Annotated in this window: 16 protein-coding genes; 5 read left to right on the top strand and 11 right to left on the bottom strand. The window is 68.4% G+C overall.

All coding sequences use genetic code 11. The annotated features are described in order from the left end of the window. The first annotated feature begins 93 nt into the window (after window positions 1–93). The 3 genes from AVZ66_RS03135 to AVZ66_RS03125 are packed head-to-tail and all read left to right on the top strand — an operon-like array spanning window position 94 to window position 2,640. Window positions 94–723, top strand: coding sequence for a hypothetical protein (locus AVZ66_RS03135; RefSeq protein WP_058981747.1), 630 nt, complete (start codon window positions 94–96; stop codon window positions 721–723). Then, window positions 720–1,640 carry a S49 family peptidase gene (locus AVZ66_RS03130; protein WP_058984618.1) on the top strand — a complete coding sequence of 307 codons (921 nt, stop codon included), beginning with the start codon at window positions 720–722 and terminating at the stop codon, window positions 1,638–1,640. Before AVZ66_RS03135 ends, AVZ66_RS03130 begins: the two co-directional genes overlap by 4 nt. Beyond that, the gene (locus tag AVZ66_RS03125) at window positions 1,627–2,640 is read left to right on the top strand and encodes a DUF4350 domain-containing protein (RefSeq protein ID WP_058981745.1); all 1,014 of its coding nucleotides are present in this window, start codon (window positions 1,627–1,629) and stop codon (window positions 2,638–2,640) included. Before AVZ66_RS03130 ends, AVZ66_RS03125 begins: the two co-directional genes overlap by 14 nt. Here AVZ66_RS03125 and AVZ66_RS03120 read toward each other — a convergent pair whose 3' ends face one another. The 10 genes from AVZ66_RS03120 to AVZ66_RS03075 form a co-directional block, all read right to left on the bottom strand. Next, the gene (locus AVZ66_RS03120) at window positions 2,641–3,390 is read right to left on the bottom strand and encodes an ABC transporter ATP-binding protein (protein ID WP_058981743.1); all 750 of its coding nucleotides are present in this window, start codon (window positions 3,388–3,390) and stop codon (window positions 2,641–2,643) included. It lies immediately after the preceding gene. Further along, window positions 3,387–4,277 carry an ABC transporter ATP-binding protein gene (locus AVZ66_RS03115; RefSeq protein WP_082678757.1) on the bottom strand — a complete coding sequence of 297 codons (891 nt, stop codon included), beginning with the start codon at window positions 4,275–4,277 and terminating at the stop codon, window positions 3,387–3,389. The genes AVZ66_RS03120 and AVZ66_RS03115 overlap by 4 nt, the downstream gene beginning before the upstream one ends. Next, on the bottom strand, window positions 4,270–5,589 hold the full coding sequence (locus AVZ66_RS03110; RefSeq protein ID WP_058981741.1) for a branched-chain amino acid ABC transporter permease: 1,320 nt from the start codon (window positions 5,587–5,589) through the stop codon (window positions 4,270–4,272). The genes AVZ66_RS03115 and AVZ66_RS03110 overlap by 8 nt, the downstream gene beginning before the upstream one ends. Further along, window positions 5,586–6,842, bottom strand: coding sequence for a branched-chain amino acid ABC transporter permease (locus tag AVZ66_RS03105; protein WP_058981739.1), 1,257 nt, complete (start codon window positions 6,840–6,842; stop codon window positions 5,586–5,588). The genes AVZ66_RS03110 and AVZ66_RS03105 overlap by 4 nt, the downstream gene beginning before the upstream one ends. A gap of 125 nt (window positions 6,843–6,967) precedes the next feature. Continuing rightward, window positions 6,968–7,321: a P-II family nitrogen regulator gene (locus AVZ66_RS03100; protein WP_082678756.1), complete on the bottom strand. Its 354-nt coding sequence runs from the start codon at window positions 7,319–7,321 to the stop codon at window positions 6,968–6,970. Then, window positions 7,314–8,699, bottom strand: coding sequence for an ammonium transporter (locus tag AVZ66_RS03095; RefSeq protein ID WP_058981737.1), 1,386 nt, complete (start codon window positions 8,697–8,699; stop codon window positions 7,314–7,316). The genes AVZ66_RS03100 and AVZ66_RS03095 overlap by 8 nt, the downstream gene beginning before the upstream one ends. A gap of 377 nt (window positions 8,700–9,076) precedes the next feature. Beyond that, window positions 9,077–9,484, bottom strand: coding sequence for a DoxX family protein (locus AVZ66_RS03090; protein WP_058981735.1), 408 nt, complete (start codon window positions 9,482–9,484; stop codon window positions 9,077–9,079). 184 nt (window positions 9,485–9,668) lie between these two features. Next, window positions 9,669–10,313 carry an alpha/beta hydrolase gene (locus AVZ66_RS03085; protein WP_058981734.1) on the bottom strand — a complete coding sequence of 215 codons (645 nt, stop codon included), beginning with the start codon at window positions 10,311–10,313 and terminating at the stop codon, window positions 9,669–9,671. Continuing rightward, the gene (locus tag AVZ66_RS03080) at window positions 10,306–11,259 is read right to left on the bottom strand and encodes a VOC family protein (RefSeq protein ID WP_058981728.1); all 954 of its coding nucleotides are present in this window, start codon (window positions 11,257–11,259) and stop codon (window positions 10,306–10,308) included. Before AVZ66_RS03080 ends, AVZ66_RS03085 begins: the two co-directional genes overlap by 8 nt. Window positions 11,260–11,269: 10 nt before the next feature. Beyond that, window positions 11,270–11,881 (bottom strand): VOC family protein, encoded by a 612-nt coding sequence (locus AVZ66_RS03075; RefSeq protein WP_058981726.1) that lies wholly within the window; start codon window positions 11,879–11,881, stop codon window positions 11,270–11,272. A gap of 120 nt (window positions 11,882–12,001) precedes the next feature. Between AVZ66_RS03075 and AVZ66_RS03070 the strand changes: the two genes are divergently transcribed. Both AVZ66_RS03070 and AVZ66_RS03065 read left to right on the top strand, forming a co-directional pair. Next, a complete protein-coding gene (locus tag AVZ66_RS03070; protein WP_058981724.1) occupies window positions 12,002–12,757 on the top strand; it encodes a DUF2797 domain-containing protein in 756 nt (251 codons plus the stop codon). A 60-nt stretch (window positions 12,758–12,817) separates the two neighbouring features. Beyond that, window positions 12,818–13,219 carry a hypothetical protein gene (locus tag AVZ66_RS03065; RefSeq protein WP_058981723.1) on the top strand — a complete coding sequence of 134 codons (402 nt, stop codon included), beginning with the start codon at window positions 12,818–12,820 and terminating at the stop codon, window positions 13,217–13,219. Here AVZ66_RS03065 and AVZ66_RS03060 read toward each other — a convergent pair. After that, the gene (locus AVZ66_RS03060; RefSeq protein ID WP_058981721.1) at window positions 13,216–14,325 is read right to left on the bottom strand and encodes a glycosyltransferase; all 1,110 of its coding nucleotides are present in this window, start codon (window positions 14,323–14,325) and stop codon (window positions 13,216–13,218) included. The genes AVZ66_RS03065 and AVZ66_RS03060 overlap by 4 nt on opposite strands. Between the last annotated feature and the right edge of the window lies 1 nt (window position 14,326).

The following is a 14,326-nucleotide window of genomic DNA, read 5'->3' as shown; positions in this document are numbered from 1 at the left end:
GGCGAGGCGAATTCTCTGGGCTTGCGAACGCCACCGGCGTGTTTTGTCAGTACCTACGGTACTGCCGGGCGGAGAGTTATGCAAGGTACACGAATGCGGGTGGCGGTAGCAACCGCCCTCGTCGTCATCTCCCTGACGGCGGGCTGTATCGGCGGGCTGTCGGCCGACGGCTCCGTCGACGCCGCCGCAGTCGGAGACGCAGTCGAACAGCGATACGCCGCCCTGGACGGCTACGACGCGACGGTCACCCGCACCGTCGAAGTTGGTGACTCGACCACCACGGCCAGCGCGGCCGTCACCGTCCGCGGCGATCAACGAGAAGTAACGTACAATACCGGCCCACAGGCCGGTGAGACAGTCGTCGGGTCCGCCGACAGCGGCCCGGTCTTCGACGCCGGGACGAGCGCCGATGCGCTCGCGACGCCCGCCGCCTACGGCGAACTGGCGGAGTCGCTCGTGCGCACGAGCAACGTCACCCTCGAACGGGTCACGTCCTACGACGGCCACCGCACCGCCGTCGTCGAACTGGACCCGCGCGAGAACGCGACCGGCGACGCCGCGGACGTCACGCGGACCCTGTGGGTCGACCTCGACCGCAAGGTCCCGCTGAAGGTCAACACGTCGTGGACGACGACAAACGGCCAGTCGGCGTCCGTAACCGTCACGTACGACGACGTGACCGTCTTCGAGAACGAATCCGCCAGCGCGGAGGTGTGGGCGTGACGTCCGCCGATACCGCTCGCGGCAGCGTCCGGAGCGTCACCCTCGTGCTCGTCGTCGTTGGCGTCGTCGTTGGCGTCGCGTTCGCGCCGCAGGCGTGGGGCTACGCCACGGACGCCGACGGCTCCGTCGCGGTCGTGGAGCTCCACGGCACCATCACGGGAGACTCCGCGACCGCGGTCGTCGACGACCTTCGGGAAGCCCGGCAGAACGACTCCATTCGAGCGGTCGTGCTGGACGTGAACAGCCCCGGTGGCACCGCTTCGGCGAGCGAACAGCTCTACCTCGCGGTGAAACGCACCGCGGGTGAGATGCCGGTCGTCGCGAGCGTCACCGGCACCGCGGCCTCCGGGTCGTACTACGCCTCGGTGCCCGCGGACGAAATCTACGTCACGCCCGCGTCCGTCGTCGGGAGCGTCGGCGTGCGAGCCACCCTCCCCTCCGACGGCGTGCCCGCCGGCGAAGTCGTGACCGGCCCGGACAAGGGTAGCGGCTCCACGCAGGACGAAGTCCGTCAGCGCGTGGAGACGCTTCGCCGCGCGTTCGTCGGCTCCGTCTTCGCCGAGCGCGGTGACCGCATCGAACTCACTCGCGAGGAAGTCTCGCACGCGAAAGTGTACGCCGGCGCCACCGGCATCCAGAACGGGCTCGCTGACGAAATCGGCGGCATCGACACGGCCATCTCGGTCGCCGCCGACGACGCGGGCCTCGACAACTACGACGTGGTTCGCATGGAAGCACCCCAAGCCTCGGTGCTCTCGCAACTCGGCCTCGCGGCCGACGGCGACGCCGCGGACGCCAGCACCGAGCAGGTGTTCGAGTACCGCGGCGTCGACACCGTCCAGTACCTGATGCTGCACGGGACAATCGAGCCGACGGCGGACGCACAGACGGAGGTGACCGCGAATGCGACCGCGTGAGGTTGCGCGCGCGGTCGGCGTCGTCGCGGTCGTCGCGGCGGTCGTCGTCGCAGCGACGTTTGCAGGCGGCCTCCTGTTGGGCTCGCCCACGCACTCGGCGGCGCCCGACGCGCCCGCCTACGACACGAACGAACTGGTCGCCCAACCAATCGAGGAGGGCGGGAGCGTCACCGCCCCCAGCGGTGACGAGTCCAAGACCGTCGTGATAGACGTGAGCCACGGCAACGGCGTCAGCGAGAACTCCCTCCAGCCGTTCGTCGACGCGCTCGTCGCCGCCGGCCACGAAGTCCAGATGTACGGCGGCGGGTCGACGAGCACCATCGGCGCCGAACCCGGCGCCGCGTTCAACGACACGCTCCGGAGCGCGGACGCGCTCGTCGTCGCCAGCCCCGCGACCACGTACTCGTCGAACGAGATAGCGGGCGTGGAGGCGTTCGCCGACGCGGGCGGCCGCGTGCTGCTCGCCGCGGAACCGCCGACGACGACGAGTGCGACGTCGACCGTCTCGATTCCCGGACTGACGTCGGGTTCGACCGTGTCGGCGTCCGGACAGCCGACGAACCTCGCGGCAACGTTCGGCGTGTCCTTCGGCAGCGGCTACCTCTACGACATGGCCGAGAACGCGAACAACTTCCAGTCCGTTTACGCGGGCGGTGACAGCGGCGTCGCAGACGGCGTCGAGGACGCGGTTCTCACCGACGCCACGCCCGTGACGACCGGTGGTGACGCTTCGCCGGTGCTGTCGGCCAGCGGCGTGTCGCTGTCCTCGACGCGTGAGGAAGCGTCGTACACCGTCGCTGCGCGCAACGGGAACGTGCTCGCCGTCGGGGACACCGACTTCCTGACGTCGGGAACCGCGACCGAGGGCGACAACGACGTGCTGTCGAGCAACATCGCAGCGTTCCTCGTCAGCGGCGACAAAGAAGCAGGCGCGCCGGCGAGTCCGTCCGGGTCGGCCGGCGGGCAGACCGGAGCAGGGTCGTCGTTCGTGACGGCCTGACTACCCGCCGAGGAACTCTCGGCGGACCTCCTCGTCGTCGAGGAGCGCGTCACCGTCGTCCATGTAACTGTTCTCACCGTTGACGAGGACGTAGCCGCGGTCGCAGCGCCGCAGCGCCTCCTTGGCGTTCTGCTCGACCATCAACACGGAGGTGCCGTCGTCGTTGATGCGGTCGATGCGGTCGAACATCTCGTCGACGAGGTCCGGCGCCAGTCCCGCGGAGGGTTCGTCGAGCATCAACAGCGCGGGGTCGAGCATGAGCGCGCGTCCCATCGCGAGCATCTGCTGTTGGCCGCCCGACAGCGACCCCGCCTTCTGGTCGGCGCGCTCCTCGAGAATCGGGAAGCGGTCGTACACCGACTGAATCCGGTCCTCGGGCACCTCGTCGAGGATGTACGCGCCCATCTCGAGGTTCTCGCGGACGGACAGCCCCGCGAAGACGTTCTCGTTCTGGGGGACGTAGCCGATGCCCTCGTGGATGATTTCCTCGGGCGGGAGCTCGTGGATGGGCGCCTCCTGGAACGTAATCGCGCCGCCCATGTACGTCGTCAGCCCGAAGATGGACTTCATCACCGTGGACTTGCCGGCGCCGTTCGGCCCGACGATGGTGACGTACTCGCCGTCGCGGACGTCGAGGTCGACGTCCGACAGCACTTGAAGGTCGCCGTAGCCGGCGTCGAGGTCCCGCACTGCGAGGATGCCGTCCTCGTCGTCGGGGAGCGCCGACTCGCGAGAGGCGTGCTCGCTCATACGTTCCCTCCGAGGTAGGCCTCGATGACTTCCTCGTTGTTCTGTATCTGTTCGGGCGGCCCCTCGTCGAGGACGCGCCCCTGGTGCATGACGATGACGTGCTCGCAGTTCTCCATGATGAGGTCCATGTCGTGTTCGACGAGCAGGAACGTCAGCCCCTGCTCGCGGAGGTCGTGGATGCGGTCGAGGAGCTTCTCCTCCAGCGTGGGGTTGACGCCCGCGAACGGTTCGTCCAGCAACATCACGTCGGGGTCGGTCATCAGCGCGCGCGCCAATTCCAGGAGTTTGCGCTGGCCGCCCGAGAGGTTGCCGGCGTACTCGGTGGCGAGGTGGTCGAGTTCGAAGAACTCCAGGGTCTCCCAGGCCTCCTCGCGGAGGTCCCGCTCTTGGTCGACGACCTGTCCGCGGAGCCCCGGGACGACCGAGCGCGTGATGGACTCGCCGCGCTGGCCGTCCGGCGCGAGCATCACGTTCTCCAAGACGGTCATCTCGTCGAGTTCGCGGGCAATCTGGAACGTCCGCACGAGTCCGCGCTGAGCGATGTCGTGGGGCTGGAGGCCCGTGATTTCCTCGCCGCGGAAGTAGACGTCGCCGGCGGTCGGCTCGTGGACGCCCGTGATGCAGTTGAACGTCGTGGACTTGCCGGCGCCGTTCGGCCCGATGAGGCCCGTCAGCGACCCTTCTTCGACTTCGAAGGACGCGCCGTCGACGGCCGTGATGCCCCCGAACTCCTTGCGTAGGCCCTCCACGCGCAGCGGGAGGCCGCGGGGCACTTCTTTCGCGCCTTCCTCGATGTCGGAGTCGGCGGTTTCGGGTTCGAGGTCCTCGGGGACATCGACGTCCTCGGGCACCTCGGCGTCGGCGATTTCGTCGCCGGCGTCACTCATCGCTGCCACCTCCGCTCTCGGCGGCGGTGTCACCGCCGGGGCGCGTGTCCGCGGCCAGCGAGACGCCAGCGGCAGTTTCCTTGCGCGCGCCGAGCAGGCCGTCCGGCCGGCGCTGGACGAGCACGACGAGCAACAGCCCCATACCCATGAACCGGAGCGTGTCGATGTTCCCCAGCAGGAAGCCCGCCAGCGGCATGATCTCGCCGCTGGCGAGGGGGACGAGCGCCTCGACGAGGTTCGCGGGGTCCGCGGAAACCTCGAAGGCGTCCGTGATGAGGTTGCGGACGACCGGCGGCGCCTCGAACAGCAGGCTGGCGAACAGCGCGCCGCCGAGCACGCTGCCGGTGTTCGACCCGGCGCCGCCGATGATGAGCGCGATGAAGATGTAGAACGTGATGTTCGGCCGGAACGTCGTCGGCGTGATGGACGCGCGCGGCCCCATGGCGAACCAGAGGATGCCGGCCAGCCCCATCAGGCCACAGCCGAGCGCGAACGCGCGCACCTTGAAGTTCTGGGTGTCCTTGCCCAGCGACTGGGCGGCAGTCTCGTCCTCGCGGATGGCCTTCAACACGCGGCCGTACGGGGACTTCCCGGTGCGTTCGAGGACGAGGTAGACGACCAGCAGCGCCACCAGCACCCCTATCGTGTAGACCGTGGGGATGGCAACGAACCGCTCGATGCCGAACGACGAGAAAAACGAGAACACCACTTCGCCGACGGCAGTCGGCTCCGAGACGGTGCTCGTCGGGTCCTGCAGCAGTAGCGCGTTGACGGGGTTCGTCGGGAGGTTGTCGAACCCGCTGGCGCCGCCCGTAATGTTCGCGAACGCGGGCGTGTTGTAGACGATGCGGATGATTTCGGAGAGCGCGACGGTGACGATGGCGAGGTAGTCGGCTTTCAGGCGGAGCGCGGGCAGCGCGGCGACGAGCCCCACAATCGTAGCCGCGAGCATTCCGCCGAGGATGCCGATGGGCAGCGGGAGGCCCAGTCCCGGCGGCATCCCACCGGGCGAACTGGACAGCATCGCGGCGGTGTACGCGCCGACCGCCATGAAGCCCGCGACACCGATGTTGAACAGGCCCGCGTACCCCCACTGGATGTTCAGTGCGAGCACGACGATGCCGTACACCGCCGACAGGAACGTGACGCGGCGCACGAGCGCGAGCGTGCCCGTGTTCCCGTAGCCCAGCATGGTGCCGAACGCGTAGAACAGCGCCCAGATGCCGAAGAACATCACGCTGACTTTCGCGGCGTCGTGCGCGAACAGCGTGCGCAGCGGGTCGAGGGCGTCCCGCGTGGTCGACTCGCTCATGCGGTCTTCACCCCCCCGAAGATGCCCGACGGGCGGAAGAGGAGAATGAGAATCATGAGCGCGAACGCGGTCGGCCGGGCGAACGAGGAGAGGTCGCCCTGCAGCCAGATGAGCGACACCCGGCTCGCGAGCCCGATGACGAGGCCGCCGGCGATGGCGCCGTAGATGGAGCCGATGCCGCCCATGATGACCGCCGCGAAGATGAGCAGGAGGAGCAGCCAGCCGGTCTGGAAGCCGAGCCCGCCCTGCGAGAGCACGAGCAGGTAGCCGGCCGCGCCCGTCAGGCCGGCGCCGATGAGCCACGTCGACTTGATGACGCGCTCGGTCGGGATGCCGGTGACTTGCGCGAGCGAGCGGTTGTCCGCCATCGCGCGCATCGCCTTCCCGAGTTTCGTCCGCTGGAGGAGAACGTGGAGGCCGACCATGAGCAGGGCCGCGATGACCACGAGCGTGAGCTCGTGGAGGTCGATGATGATGGCGCTCCGGGCGGGACCGAGGAACGGCACTAGGTCGGTCACAGCGGTGGCGACGTCCATCGACGGGAGTTGGTTGCTCGACGTGACGATGCGGCGACCGCTCCCGAAGACGAACGCGACGAGGTACCGCAGCATGAACGCCACACCGATGGACGCGATGAGCAGTGAGATGCCCTCGGCGTCGCGCATCGGCCGGTAGACGAAGCGGTCGAGCACGAGCGCGATTGCGATGGTCATCGCGACGGCGACGACGAGGCCGACGACGATGGCCAGCGGCGACAGCCAGATGTTCGCGCCGGCGTCCAGCGGCGGCGTCCGGAGCAACACTAGCGAGACGAGGTCGGCGTCCCCGAGCTGGGACTGACCGAGGCCCGTGAGGGCGTTGAGAGCGGTCTCGCCGAGCGCGAGCAGGCCGCCGACGCCCGCGATGACGTACGTGACCGCCCACCCGGAGAACGCGCCCACGGTGATGTAGTCGCCGTGTGCGAAGTTCGCGAAGTTGAGGATACTGTACGTCAACGACAGGCCGATGCTCGCGAGGCCGATGACGGCACCGATGACGATGCCGCTCCACGCCAGCCCTGCGGCTTCGCTAATCGCGACGTCCCCGCCGAACCAGAGCGCGAACCACGGGGTCTCGAAGGGCCCGAGCGAGACGCCCGCGAGTTTCGCGAGCAGGTCCAGGAAGAGGAAAGCCGCGACCGCCCAGACGACGGCCGCACCGGGGCTGCGCCGCGCGGCCCGGAGTCCGCGTTCTACTGTTTGATTCGCGTCCATGTGTGAGTCTCTCGTGGTACGCTCGGACACGGAGGGATAAATAACACTCGTTCGACGCGGTCGTACTTGCCGAACGTGGCCACTGCCGGCGGGTCGACACGCAAAAATAGCGTCGCCGCGCGGCGTCAGACCGCGTCGATACCTGTCTCGCCGGTCCGAATCTGGTAGGCCTCCGAGACCGGGAGGATGAATATCTTGCCGTCGCCGGGTTCGCCCGTGTGGGCGGCGTCGCTGAGCGCCTCCGCGACGTCCTCGGCGTCGATGTCCGCGACGACGATTTCGATTTTGACCTTCTGATGGAGGTCGACGGTGTACTCCTCACCGCGCCACTGCTCGGTCATCGCGGGCTGGCTGCCGCGCCCGCTCACGTCCGAGACGGTGAGACTGGGCGCGCCGACTTCCGCCAGCGCTTGCTTCGCTTCCGAGAGTTTGTCCGGCCGGATAACCGCCATGACGAGTTCGATGTCGCTTTCAGTCATCTTCGTTCACCCCACTGCCGTCAGTTGCCATAGCTCCACTGTCCCCGCTGGTGACCGTGACGCCGCCGTCGCCGGCGGTGTCGACGAACTCGGGGTACGCCGTGTACCCGTGTTCGCTGCGGTCGAGCCCGATGTCTTCCTCGTCCTCGTCGGGACGCAGGCCGACGGCGATGTCGGCGATTTTGAAGACGATGACGGTCGTGACGACCGTCCACGCCACGATGACGGCGATGCTGACCGCCTGCATCAGGAGTTGCGTGGCGGAGAAGCCGCCCGTCGCGAACACCGGAATCAGCAGCGTCCCGATTGCGCCCGCGCTCCCGTGGACGGGGAAGACGGCCGCGACGTCGTCGATTTTGAGCTTGTCCGTGACCCAGCGGTAGACGATGGGCGCCTGCGCGCCGCCGATGATGCCGAGGATGAGGCCGCCGTACCACGTGACGTGGGGAACAGCGCCCGTGACCGCGACGAGACCGGCGAGCAGCCCGCTCGCGGTGAACAGCGGGTCGGGCTTGCCGTCCGACCAGCCGGTGACGAGCGCGGCGGCGACCGCGCCGCCGCCCATGCCGAGGGTGGTGTTCAGCGCGACGCGGCCGAGCGCGTCACCGTTGAACGCGAGTGCGCCTTCGGAGACGCTGAGCACTGCGGCCTGCGTCCCGACGTTAAATCCGTACCAGCCGAACGCGAGGATGAACGTCCCCAGCACGGCCAGCGTGATGGAGTGACCGGGAATCGGCTGACTGTTGCCTTCGGAGTCGTAGCGGCCCTTCCGCGGGCCGACCATGTACGCGCCGACGAGGCCGGCGACGCCGCCGAGCATGTGGACGACGGTCGCACCGGCGAAGTCGAGGAAGCCGACCCCGATGGCCTGTCCGAGGAAGCCGCTCGAGGACAGCAAGCCGGTGCCGCCCCACGAGAACCCGGCGACGACCGGGTAGATGAACGCCGTGAGGCCGATGGAGTAGAAGATGTACGCCTTGAACTTGATGCGCTCGGCGACCGCCCCGCTGACGATGGTCGCCGCGGTCATCGCGAACACGGCGCTGAACAGGTACGAGCCGATCCACGAACTCGGGTCGTTGATGTACGAGAACGCCGCCCCGACGTCCAGCGCGAGGCCGGACGTCGTGAGTTGGCCGGCGATGCCGTAGACGCCGAGTCCGAGGACGAAGAACACGAGGACGCCCATCCCCCAGTCCATGAGGTTCTTCATGAGGACGTTGGCGACGTTCTTCGCGCGGACCTGCCCCGCCTCCAGCAGCGCGAACCCGGGCTGCATGAAGAAGATGAGGAAGCAGACCACGAGCGTCCAGACGGTGTTGACGCCGTTGACTATCGTGCCGGGGTCTGCTTGCGCGATGACTGCCCCCTCAAGCATCGTCGCGCCCTCCTACACCGACCACAGCCGGCGCACCGTTCACGGAACTGCGCTGTTCTTGCAAGATGCGACTACTAATTTCCGAGATTGCTCCACGTTCGGGCATTAAATCCGTCACATCGCTGGACACCACGCTCCTATACAAAAGGCTAACGTATAAACGCTTAATCGAATGGGGTCGTGATAGTAGTATAGTGAGTGTATAAGGAGGAACCCACAGGATTCTAAATCTATTTCTCCTATTTCCACACAATTAGCAAAATATCGTCTGCGGGCGGTGTATGCACACGAGTCGCGCGCGGAAAGAACAAAATTACAACTAGTTTTCTCGTGAGAACGAGTCCGGGTCGCGGAAGAGATGTCGGCGAAGCGACGAGTTAGAAGAGGGTGATGCCGACGCTGTACGCCCAGCCGGCCGTGGCGGACGCGGCGACAGCGAGCGCGCCGCCCGCGAGTGCGACGTTCTTCAGGAAGCCAGTCATCTCGTCTTGGGCTTGGTCCTCGGGAACCGCCCAGAAGTCGTGCATCGTGAGCGCGGAGACGACGAGGAAGCCCGCGAGCGCGACGGCGCCGACGACGGGAGCGATTCCCGTGACAACCGAGAGACCGCCGAGCACCAGCACTGCGCCGGAGGCGAGCACCGAGAGCTTCGGCGCGGGGAGGCCTTTGTGCTGGGCGTAGCCGGTCATCGATTCGGTCTGCATGAAGTGGTTGAGGCCCATGAACGCGAGGACGCCGCCGAACAGCACGCGCCCGACCAGCAGGAGAACGTCGACGGCCGCCATCAGGCGGACACCTCCGTCGTCGCGGCGCGGTCGTCGAACTGTGCAGCGTTCGCAACTGACGTGTCGATAGTAGATTTCACAACGTTACTTGGTTCGACAGGGAACTACTTGGGCGTTCGGCGACACGGCCACTACCGGGTGACACGGATGTCGCCACCCGATAGCGCGGCCGAAACGACCGGAGTCAGTCGCTGTCCGAGAGGATGTCGTCGAGCCACGACCCGACGACCGCGAACTCGTCGTCGGTGACCTCGTGGCCGACATCTTCGTAGGCGCGCTCCGTGACGCTGCCACCGAGCGCGCAGAACACGGCCGCAGTCTCGCGGACGCGCGCCACGGGGACCTCGGGGTCGCTGTCGCCGACGCCGAGAAGCACGGGCGTCCCCGCGAGTGACCCGTCGTAGTCGCCGACTTCCTCGCCCAGTAGGCCGCCGCTCAGCGCCGCGACGCCGCCGTACTCGCGGGGGTTGCGGGCGGCGTACTCGCTGGCGAGGCACGCGCCCTGTGAGAACCCGAACAACACCACGTCCGTCAGTGGGATGCCCCACTCGCGCACGTCGTCGAGCACGCCGTCGACGGCCGAAAGCGCCGAGGAGACGTGTGGCTCGTTGCGCTCGACGGGAGCGAACGCCGAGTACGGGAACCACCGGCTCCGTGCGGCTTCGGGCGCGACGAACGTCACGCCGTGGCGGTACAGCGGCTCCGCGAGATTCACGACGCCCTGCGCAGTCGCGCCCCGGCCGTGCAGCAGGACGACGACGGCGTCCGCGACGGAGGCCGGCGCGCCCGCGGTGACGACCGGCTGGTCGGCGTGCGGGCCCTCAGTCATCCGCGAACGGGACCGACAGCGGCGGGAGTTGGCCCTCCACGAGGCTGCGGTCCTCGGCGAACTGGTCGGGTAGCACGAGCGTCTCCCCGAGTTCCGCGGTGTCCTCGTCGGCGGCGAGTCCGGGCTCCTCGGTCGCCAGTTCGAGGAGGATGCCGCCGGGTTCGCGGACGTACAGCGAGTGGAAGAAGTACCGGTCGTGGACGCGGGAGACGTCGTAGTCGCGGTCGCGGAGGAAGTCGTGCCACTCGTACAGTTCGTCGACGCTGTCGGCGCGCACGGCGACGTGCTGAATCGAGCCGGTGCCCTCGCGGCCGAACTCCTCGGTCGGGCGGTCGATGAGGTCGAGGACGGTAGCGTACTCGCCATCGGCCTCGTAGCGAATCCGGTTCTCGTCGCGGCTGCGTTCCTCGCCCGCGAGTTCGAAGCCCAGCGTCTCCAGCAGCGCGCCGGTCGTGTACGGGTTCGTGGGGAGCGCGGTGACGCTGTGGACGCCCCGAATCGCGTACTGCTCGGGGACCGGCCCGCCGGTCCACGGTTCGACGGGCGACTCGCGCGCCACGAGTTCGACGTTCGTACCGTCGGGGTCCGCGAATCGCAGGACGCGGTCGCCGAAGCGGGTATCTGTTCCCGTCACGTCCGCGCCGTGCTCGGCGAGGCGGCCCCGCCAGTACGGCAGCGACCCCGGCGGCACGGCGAACGCCACCGCCGAAATCTGGGGTTTGCCGACGCGGCCCGGCGCCTCGTTGGGGTACGGGAAGCACGTCAACACGGTCCCGGGGTCGCCCGTCCCGTTCCCGTAGAAGAGGTGGTAGCGCAGCATGTCGTTCTGGTTGACCGTGCGCTTGACGAGTCGCAGGCCGAGGACGCCGACGTAGAAGTCGACGTTGCGCTGGGCGGACTCGACGAGGCCGGTGACGTGGTGGATGCCGGGCGTGTCCGTGAGCATCGAACTGCGTTCAGTAACCGACGCCGGTGGAGGCGTCCGGGAGGTCCGCGGGTTCGGCGTCGAGGCCGAGTTCTTCGAGCGCCTGCTTCATGTGGCGGTCCTCCGCGAAGTCCGCGCCGTCCTCCTCGCGGAGGCGTTGGGCGGTCGCCAGCACTTCGCCGCGGCGGTCGTCGGGGATGTCGTACTTGTCGGCGGAGAGTTCGATGACGAGCCCGTTGTTGTCCTGCGTGTAGAGGCTGAAGAAGATGCCTCGGTCGAAGACGTTGTAGCCGTGGCCGGCGTCGTCGAGGGCTTCCATGACGTCCTCGAAGTCCTCCGCCGCGATGGAGAACGAGAGGTGGTGGACGCCGCCGGTCTGCGTGCGGATGCCGCGGTTGGACGCGCGGTCGTCGCTGACGAAGACGGTGAGGATGCGGCCGTCGCCCGTGTCGAAGAACAGGTGCGTCTGCGAGGGGTCGTCGAGGTTCGGCTGGCGGAGCACGAGCGGCATCCCGAGCAGGTCGCGGTAGAACGCGATGGTGTCGTCGGGGTTGCTCCCCCAGATGGTGATGTGGTCGGTGCCCGTGGTCTGGAACGGACTGTCAGGGGCTTCTGCGGAGACCGGAATGGATTCGTCTGCCATACCCCTCCGTAGGCCGCCCGGTCGGATAAGCGCTCGCGGGTGTCGACGCCACCGGGTGACACGCACGTCATCGGCCCCGCGAACGTCACCGCTTTATTCGGGAGCGGCGTACCCGCGAGCGTGCAGATTGTGGAGTACGAGACGACGCCCGGCGAGGGGCCGGCCGCACTCCGCGTCGCTAGCGAGGGGCACGTCGAACGCGTGCCGCTGCTGGCGGGCGAGACGCTGGCGTACACGCTCGGCGAGCGCCACTGCGCGGGCGCCACAGACGAGGGCGTCCACGAGGCCTGTGGGAACGAGGACGCGCCGTACTGTGACGACCACACGTCGACGTGGCCGTGCGCGCGCTGCGTCGGGAACTGCGCGATGCCCCTCGAGTCGTGCCACGAGGAGCACGCAATCTACATCGCGGCGTTCGCGCCGGACACGTTCAAGGTGGGCGTGACGCGGTCGTGGCGCCTCGACACGCGGCTGCGCGAGCAGGGTGCGGACCGCGCGGCCCACATCAGGACCGTCGAGGACGGCAAGCGCGCGCGACAAATCGAGTACGGCATCGCCGAGGAGATTCCCGACCGCGTGCGCGTCCCCACCAAAATCCGGGGGTTCGCCGACCGCGTGGACGACGCCGCGTGGGAGTCCCTCGTCGCGGCGTACGACCCCATCGAGCGCTTCGACTTCGACTACGGGCTGGCCTTCGACGCGCGCCCGGTCGCGGAGACGATGGCCACGGGGACCGTGCTCGGAACGAAGGGGCGCGTGCTCGCGCTGGAGCGCGGCGGGACGACGTACGCCGTGGACATGCGCGACCTCGTAGGCTACGATGTCACTGAAGGCGCGAGCGACCGGGACCGCCAGTCGAGTCTCGGCGCGTTCTAGAAGCGGCGAGCGCGACCGTGGAAAGCGGCTTTTTTCCGTGCGGGTAGCCAATCCGGTGGTATGGCAGACGACGAACCCGACGCCGAGAACGAGGGAGACGAGGAGGAGAAGTCCTTCCGAGAGCGCGTCGAGGAAATCCGTCAGGAGCGCGCACAGGAACGCGACGAGGGCGAGGAAGGCGAAGGTGGCCCCCGCGAGCGCATGGAAGAAGCCATGGGCGGCGGTGGCGGCCCGCCCGGCATGGGCGGCGGCGGCGGTGGTGGCGGCAACCCGTTCGCGCAGATGATGGGCGGCATGATGGGCGGCGGCGGTGGCGGCCCGCCCGGCATGGGCGGCGGCCGACCCGACGAGTCGGAGGGCGGTTCCAGCGAGAAAGTCGAGCGCGAGCTCGAACAGCTCCGCAAGGAACTGGAGCGCACGAACAACAAGCTCGACCGCATCGCGAACGCGCTCGAAGACTAGAGGTCGCCGTACAGCTCTTCTAACTCGTCGATTGCGCGTTCGACGCTGATTTCCTCGCGCCGCGAGAGACAGTTCTGCGCGAGGCGCTCGCGTTCGTCGAGCGTGCGTTCGATGGCCGCGCGGAAGCCGTCGACGTCGCCGGCCTCGTAGTGGTAGCCGGTCTCACCGTCGTCGACAGTCTCGGCGAGCGCGCCGGCTTTCACGCCGGCCACGGGCGTCCCGCAGGCGTTGGCTTCCAGCGCCACCAACCCCTCCGTCTCGACGGGGCTGGGGAACGCGAACGCGTCCAGCGCAGAGTAGAACGCCGGGAGGTCCTCGCGGTCGAGGAACCCGAGGAAGCGCGCGTCGACGCCGCGCTCGCGGGCCTCGGCTTCGAGGTCGTCGCGAGCGGGACCGTCACCGCCGAAGACGACCGTCGCGTCCAGTCCCTCGGCGGCTGCGAGCAGGTCCGAGAGGCACTTCTCGTAGCCGTGGCGGCCCGTGTAGCCGACGAGCGGTTCGTTCTCAGGGAGGTCGTAGCGCGCGCGGAAGTCCGCGGTTTCGACCGGGCGGAACGTCTGTACGTCGACGCCGTTCGGGAGCGGTTCGACGGGCGCGTCGACGCCGAGGTCCCAGACGTGGTCGCGGGTGCGCTCGCTCGGCGTCAACACGAGGTCGGCGTGGTCGAGGAACCAGCGCTCCCAGCGCTCGCTGGCGCGCCGGACCGCGCCCGTCGCCGCGTCCGGGACGACGTACTCGGCGTACTCGGCGGTCGGCGTGTGGTAGGACGCGACGAACGGGAGGTCGTGCTTGCGCGCGAACCGCATGCCGGCCAACCCGAGGCCGAACGGCGTGTGCGCGTGGACGACATCGACCTCGAGATTCTGGACCGCGTTCGGGGTTCGTGGCAGCGCCATCCGGTACCCCTCGTAGAACGGGAACCCGAGACTCGGCACCGCGTGTTCGCCGGGGCCGGCGTTGTAGTCGGCGCGCGGGTAGACGACGGGCATCTGCCCGCCGCGCGCCTGCCAGCGGTCGTGCCACGTCGAGACGGTGTACGTGACGCCGTTGACCGTCGGCAGGTAGGAGTCGGTGAACGCCGCGACGGTCGGGGAGTCCTCGGACACG

This window comes from Halobacterium sp. CBA1132 (assembly GCF_001485535.1).
Lineage (GTDB): Archaea > Halobacteriota > Halobacteria > Halobacteriales > Halobacteriaceae > Halobacterium.
Note: the sequence above shows the minus strand (reverse complement) of the source record. Positions and strands in the feature narration are given on the sequence as shown.

Coding starts and splice junctions, on each gene's coding strand:
- AVZ66_RS03135 (WP_058981747.1), top strand. CDS start 94: ATGCGGGTGGCGGTAGCAACCGCCCTCGTCGTCATCTCCCTGACGGCG.
- AVZ66_RS03125 (WP_058981745.1), top strand. CDS start 1,627: ATGCGACCGCGTGAGGTTGCGCGCGCGGTCGGCGTCGTCGCGGTCGTC.
- AVZ66_RS03120 (WP_058981743.1), bottom strand. CDS start 3,390: ATGAGCGAGCACGCCTCTCGCGAGTCGGCGCTCCCCGACGACGAGGAC.
- AVZ66_RS03115 (WP_082678757.1), bottom strand. CDS start 4,277: ATGAGTGACGCCGGCGACGAAATCGCCGACGCCGAGGTGCCCGAGGAC.
- AVZ66_RS03110 (WP_058981741.1), bottom strand. CDS start 5,589: ATGAGCGAGTCGACCACGCGGGACGCCCTCGACCCGCTGCGCACGCTG.
- AVZ66_RS03105 (WP_058981739.1), bottom strand. CDS start 6,842: ATGGACGCGAATCAAACAGTAGAACGCGGACTCCGGGCCGCGCGGCGC.
- AVZ66_RS03100 (WP_082678756.1), bottom strand. CDS start 7,321: ATGACTGAAAGCGACATCGAACTCGTCATGGCGGTTATCCGGCCGGAC.
- AVZ66_RS03095 (WP_058981737.1), bottom strand. CDS start 8,699: ATGCTTGAGGGGGCAGTCATCGCGCAAGCAGACCCCGGCACGATAGTC.
- AVZ66_RS03090 (WP_058981735.1), bottom strand. CDS start 9,484: ATGGCGGCCGTCGACGTTCTCCTGCTGGTCGGGCGCGTGCTGTTCGGC.
- AVZ66_RS03085 (WP_058981734.1), bottom strand. CDS start 10,313: ATGACTGAGGGCCCGCACGCCGACCAGCCGGTCGTCACCGCGGGCGCG.
- AVZ66_RS03080 (WP_058981728.1), bottom strand. CDS start 11,259: ATGCTCACGGACACGCCCGGCATCCACCACGTCACCGGCCTCGTCGAG.
- AVZ66_RS03075 (WP_058981726.1), bottom strand. CDS start 11,881: ATGGCAGACGAATCCATTCCGGTCTCCGCAGAAGCCCCTGACAGTCCG.
- AVZ66_RS03065 (WP_058981723.1), top strand. CDS start 12,818: ATGGCAGACGACGAACCCGACGCCGAGAACGAGGGAGACGAGGAGGAG.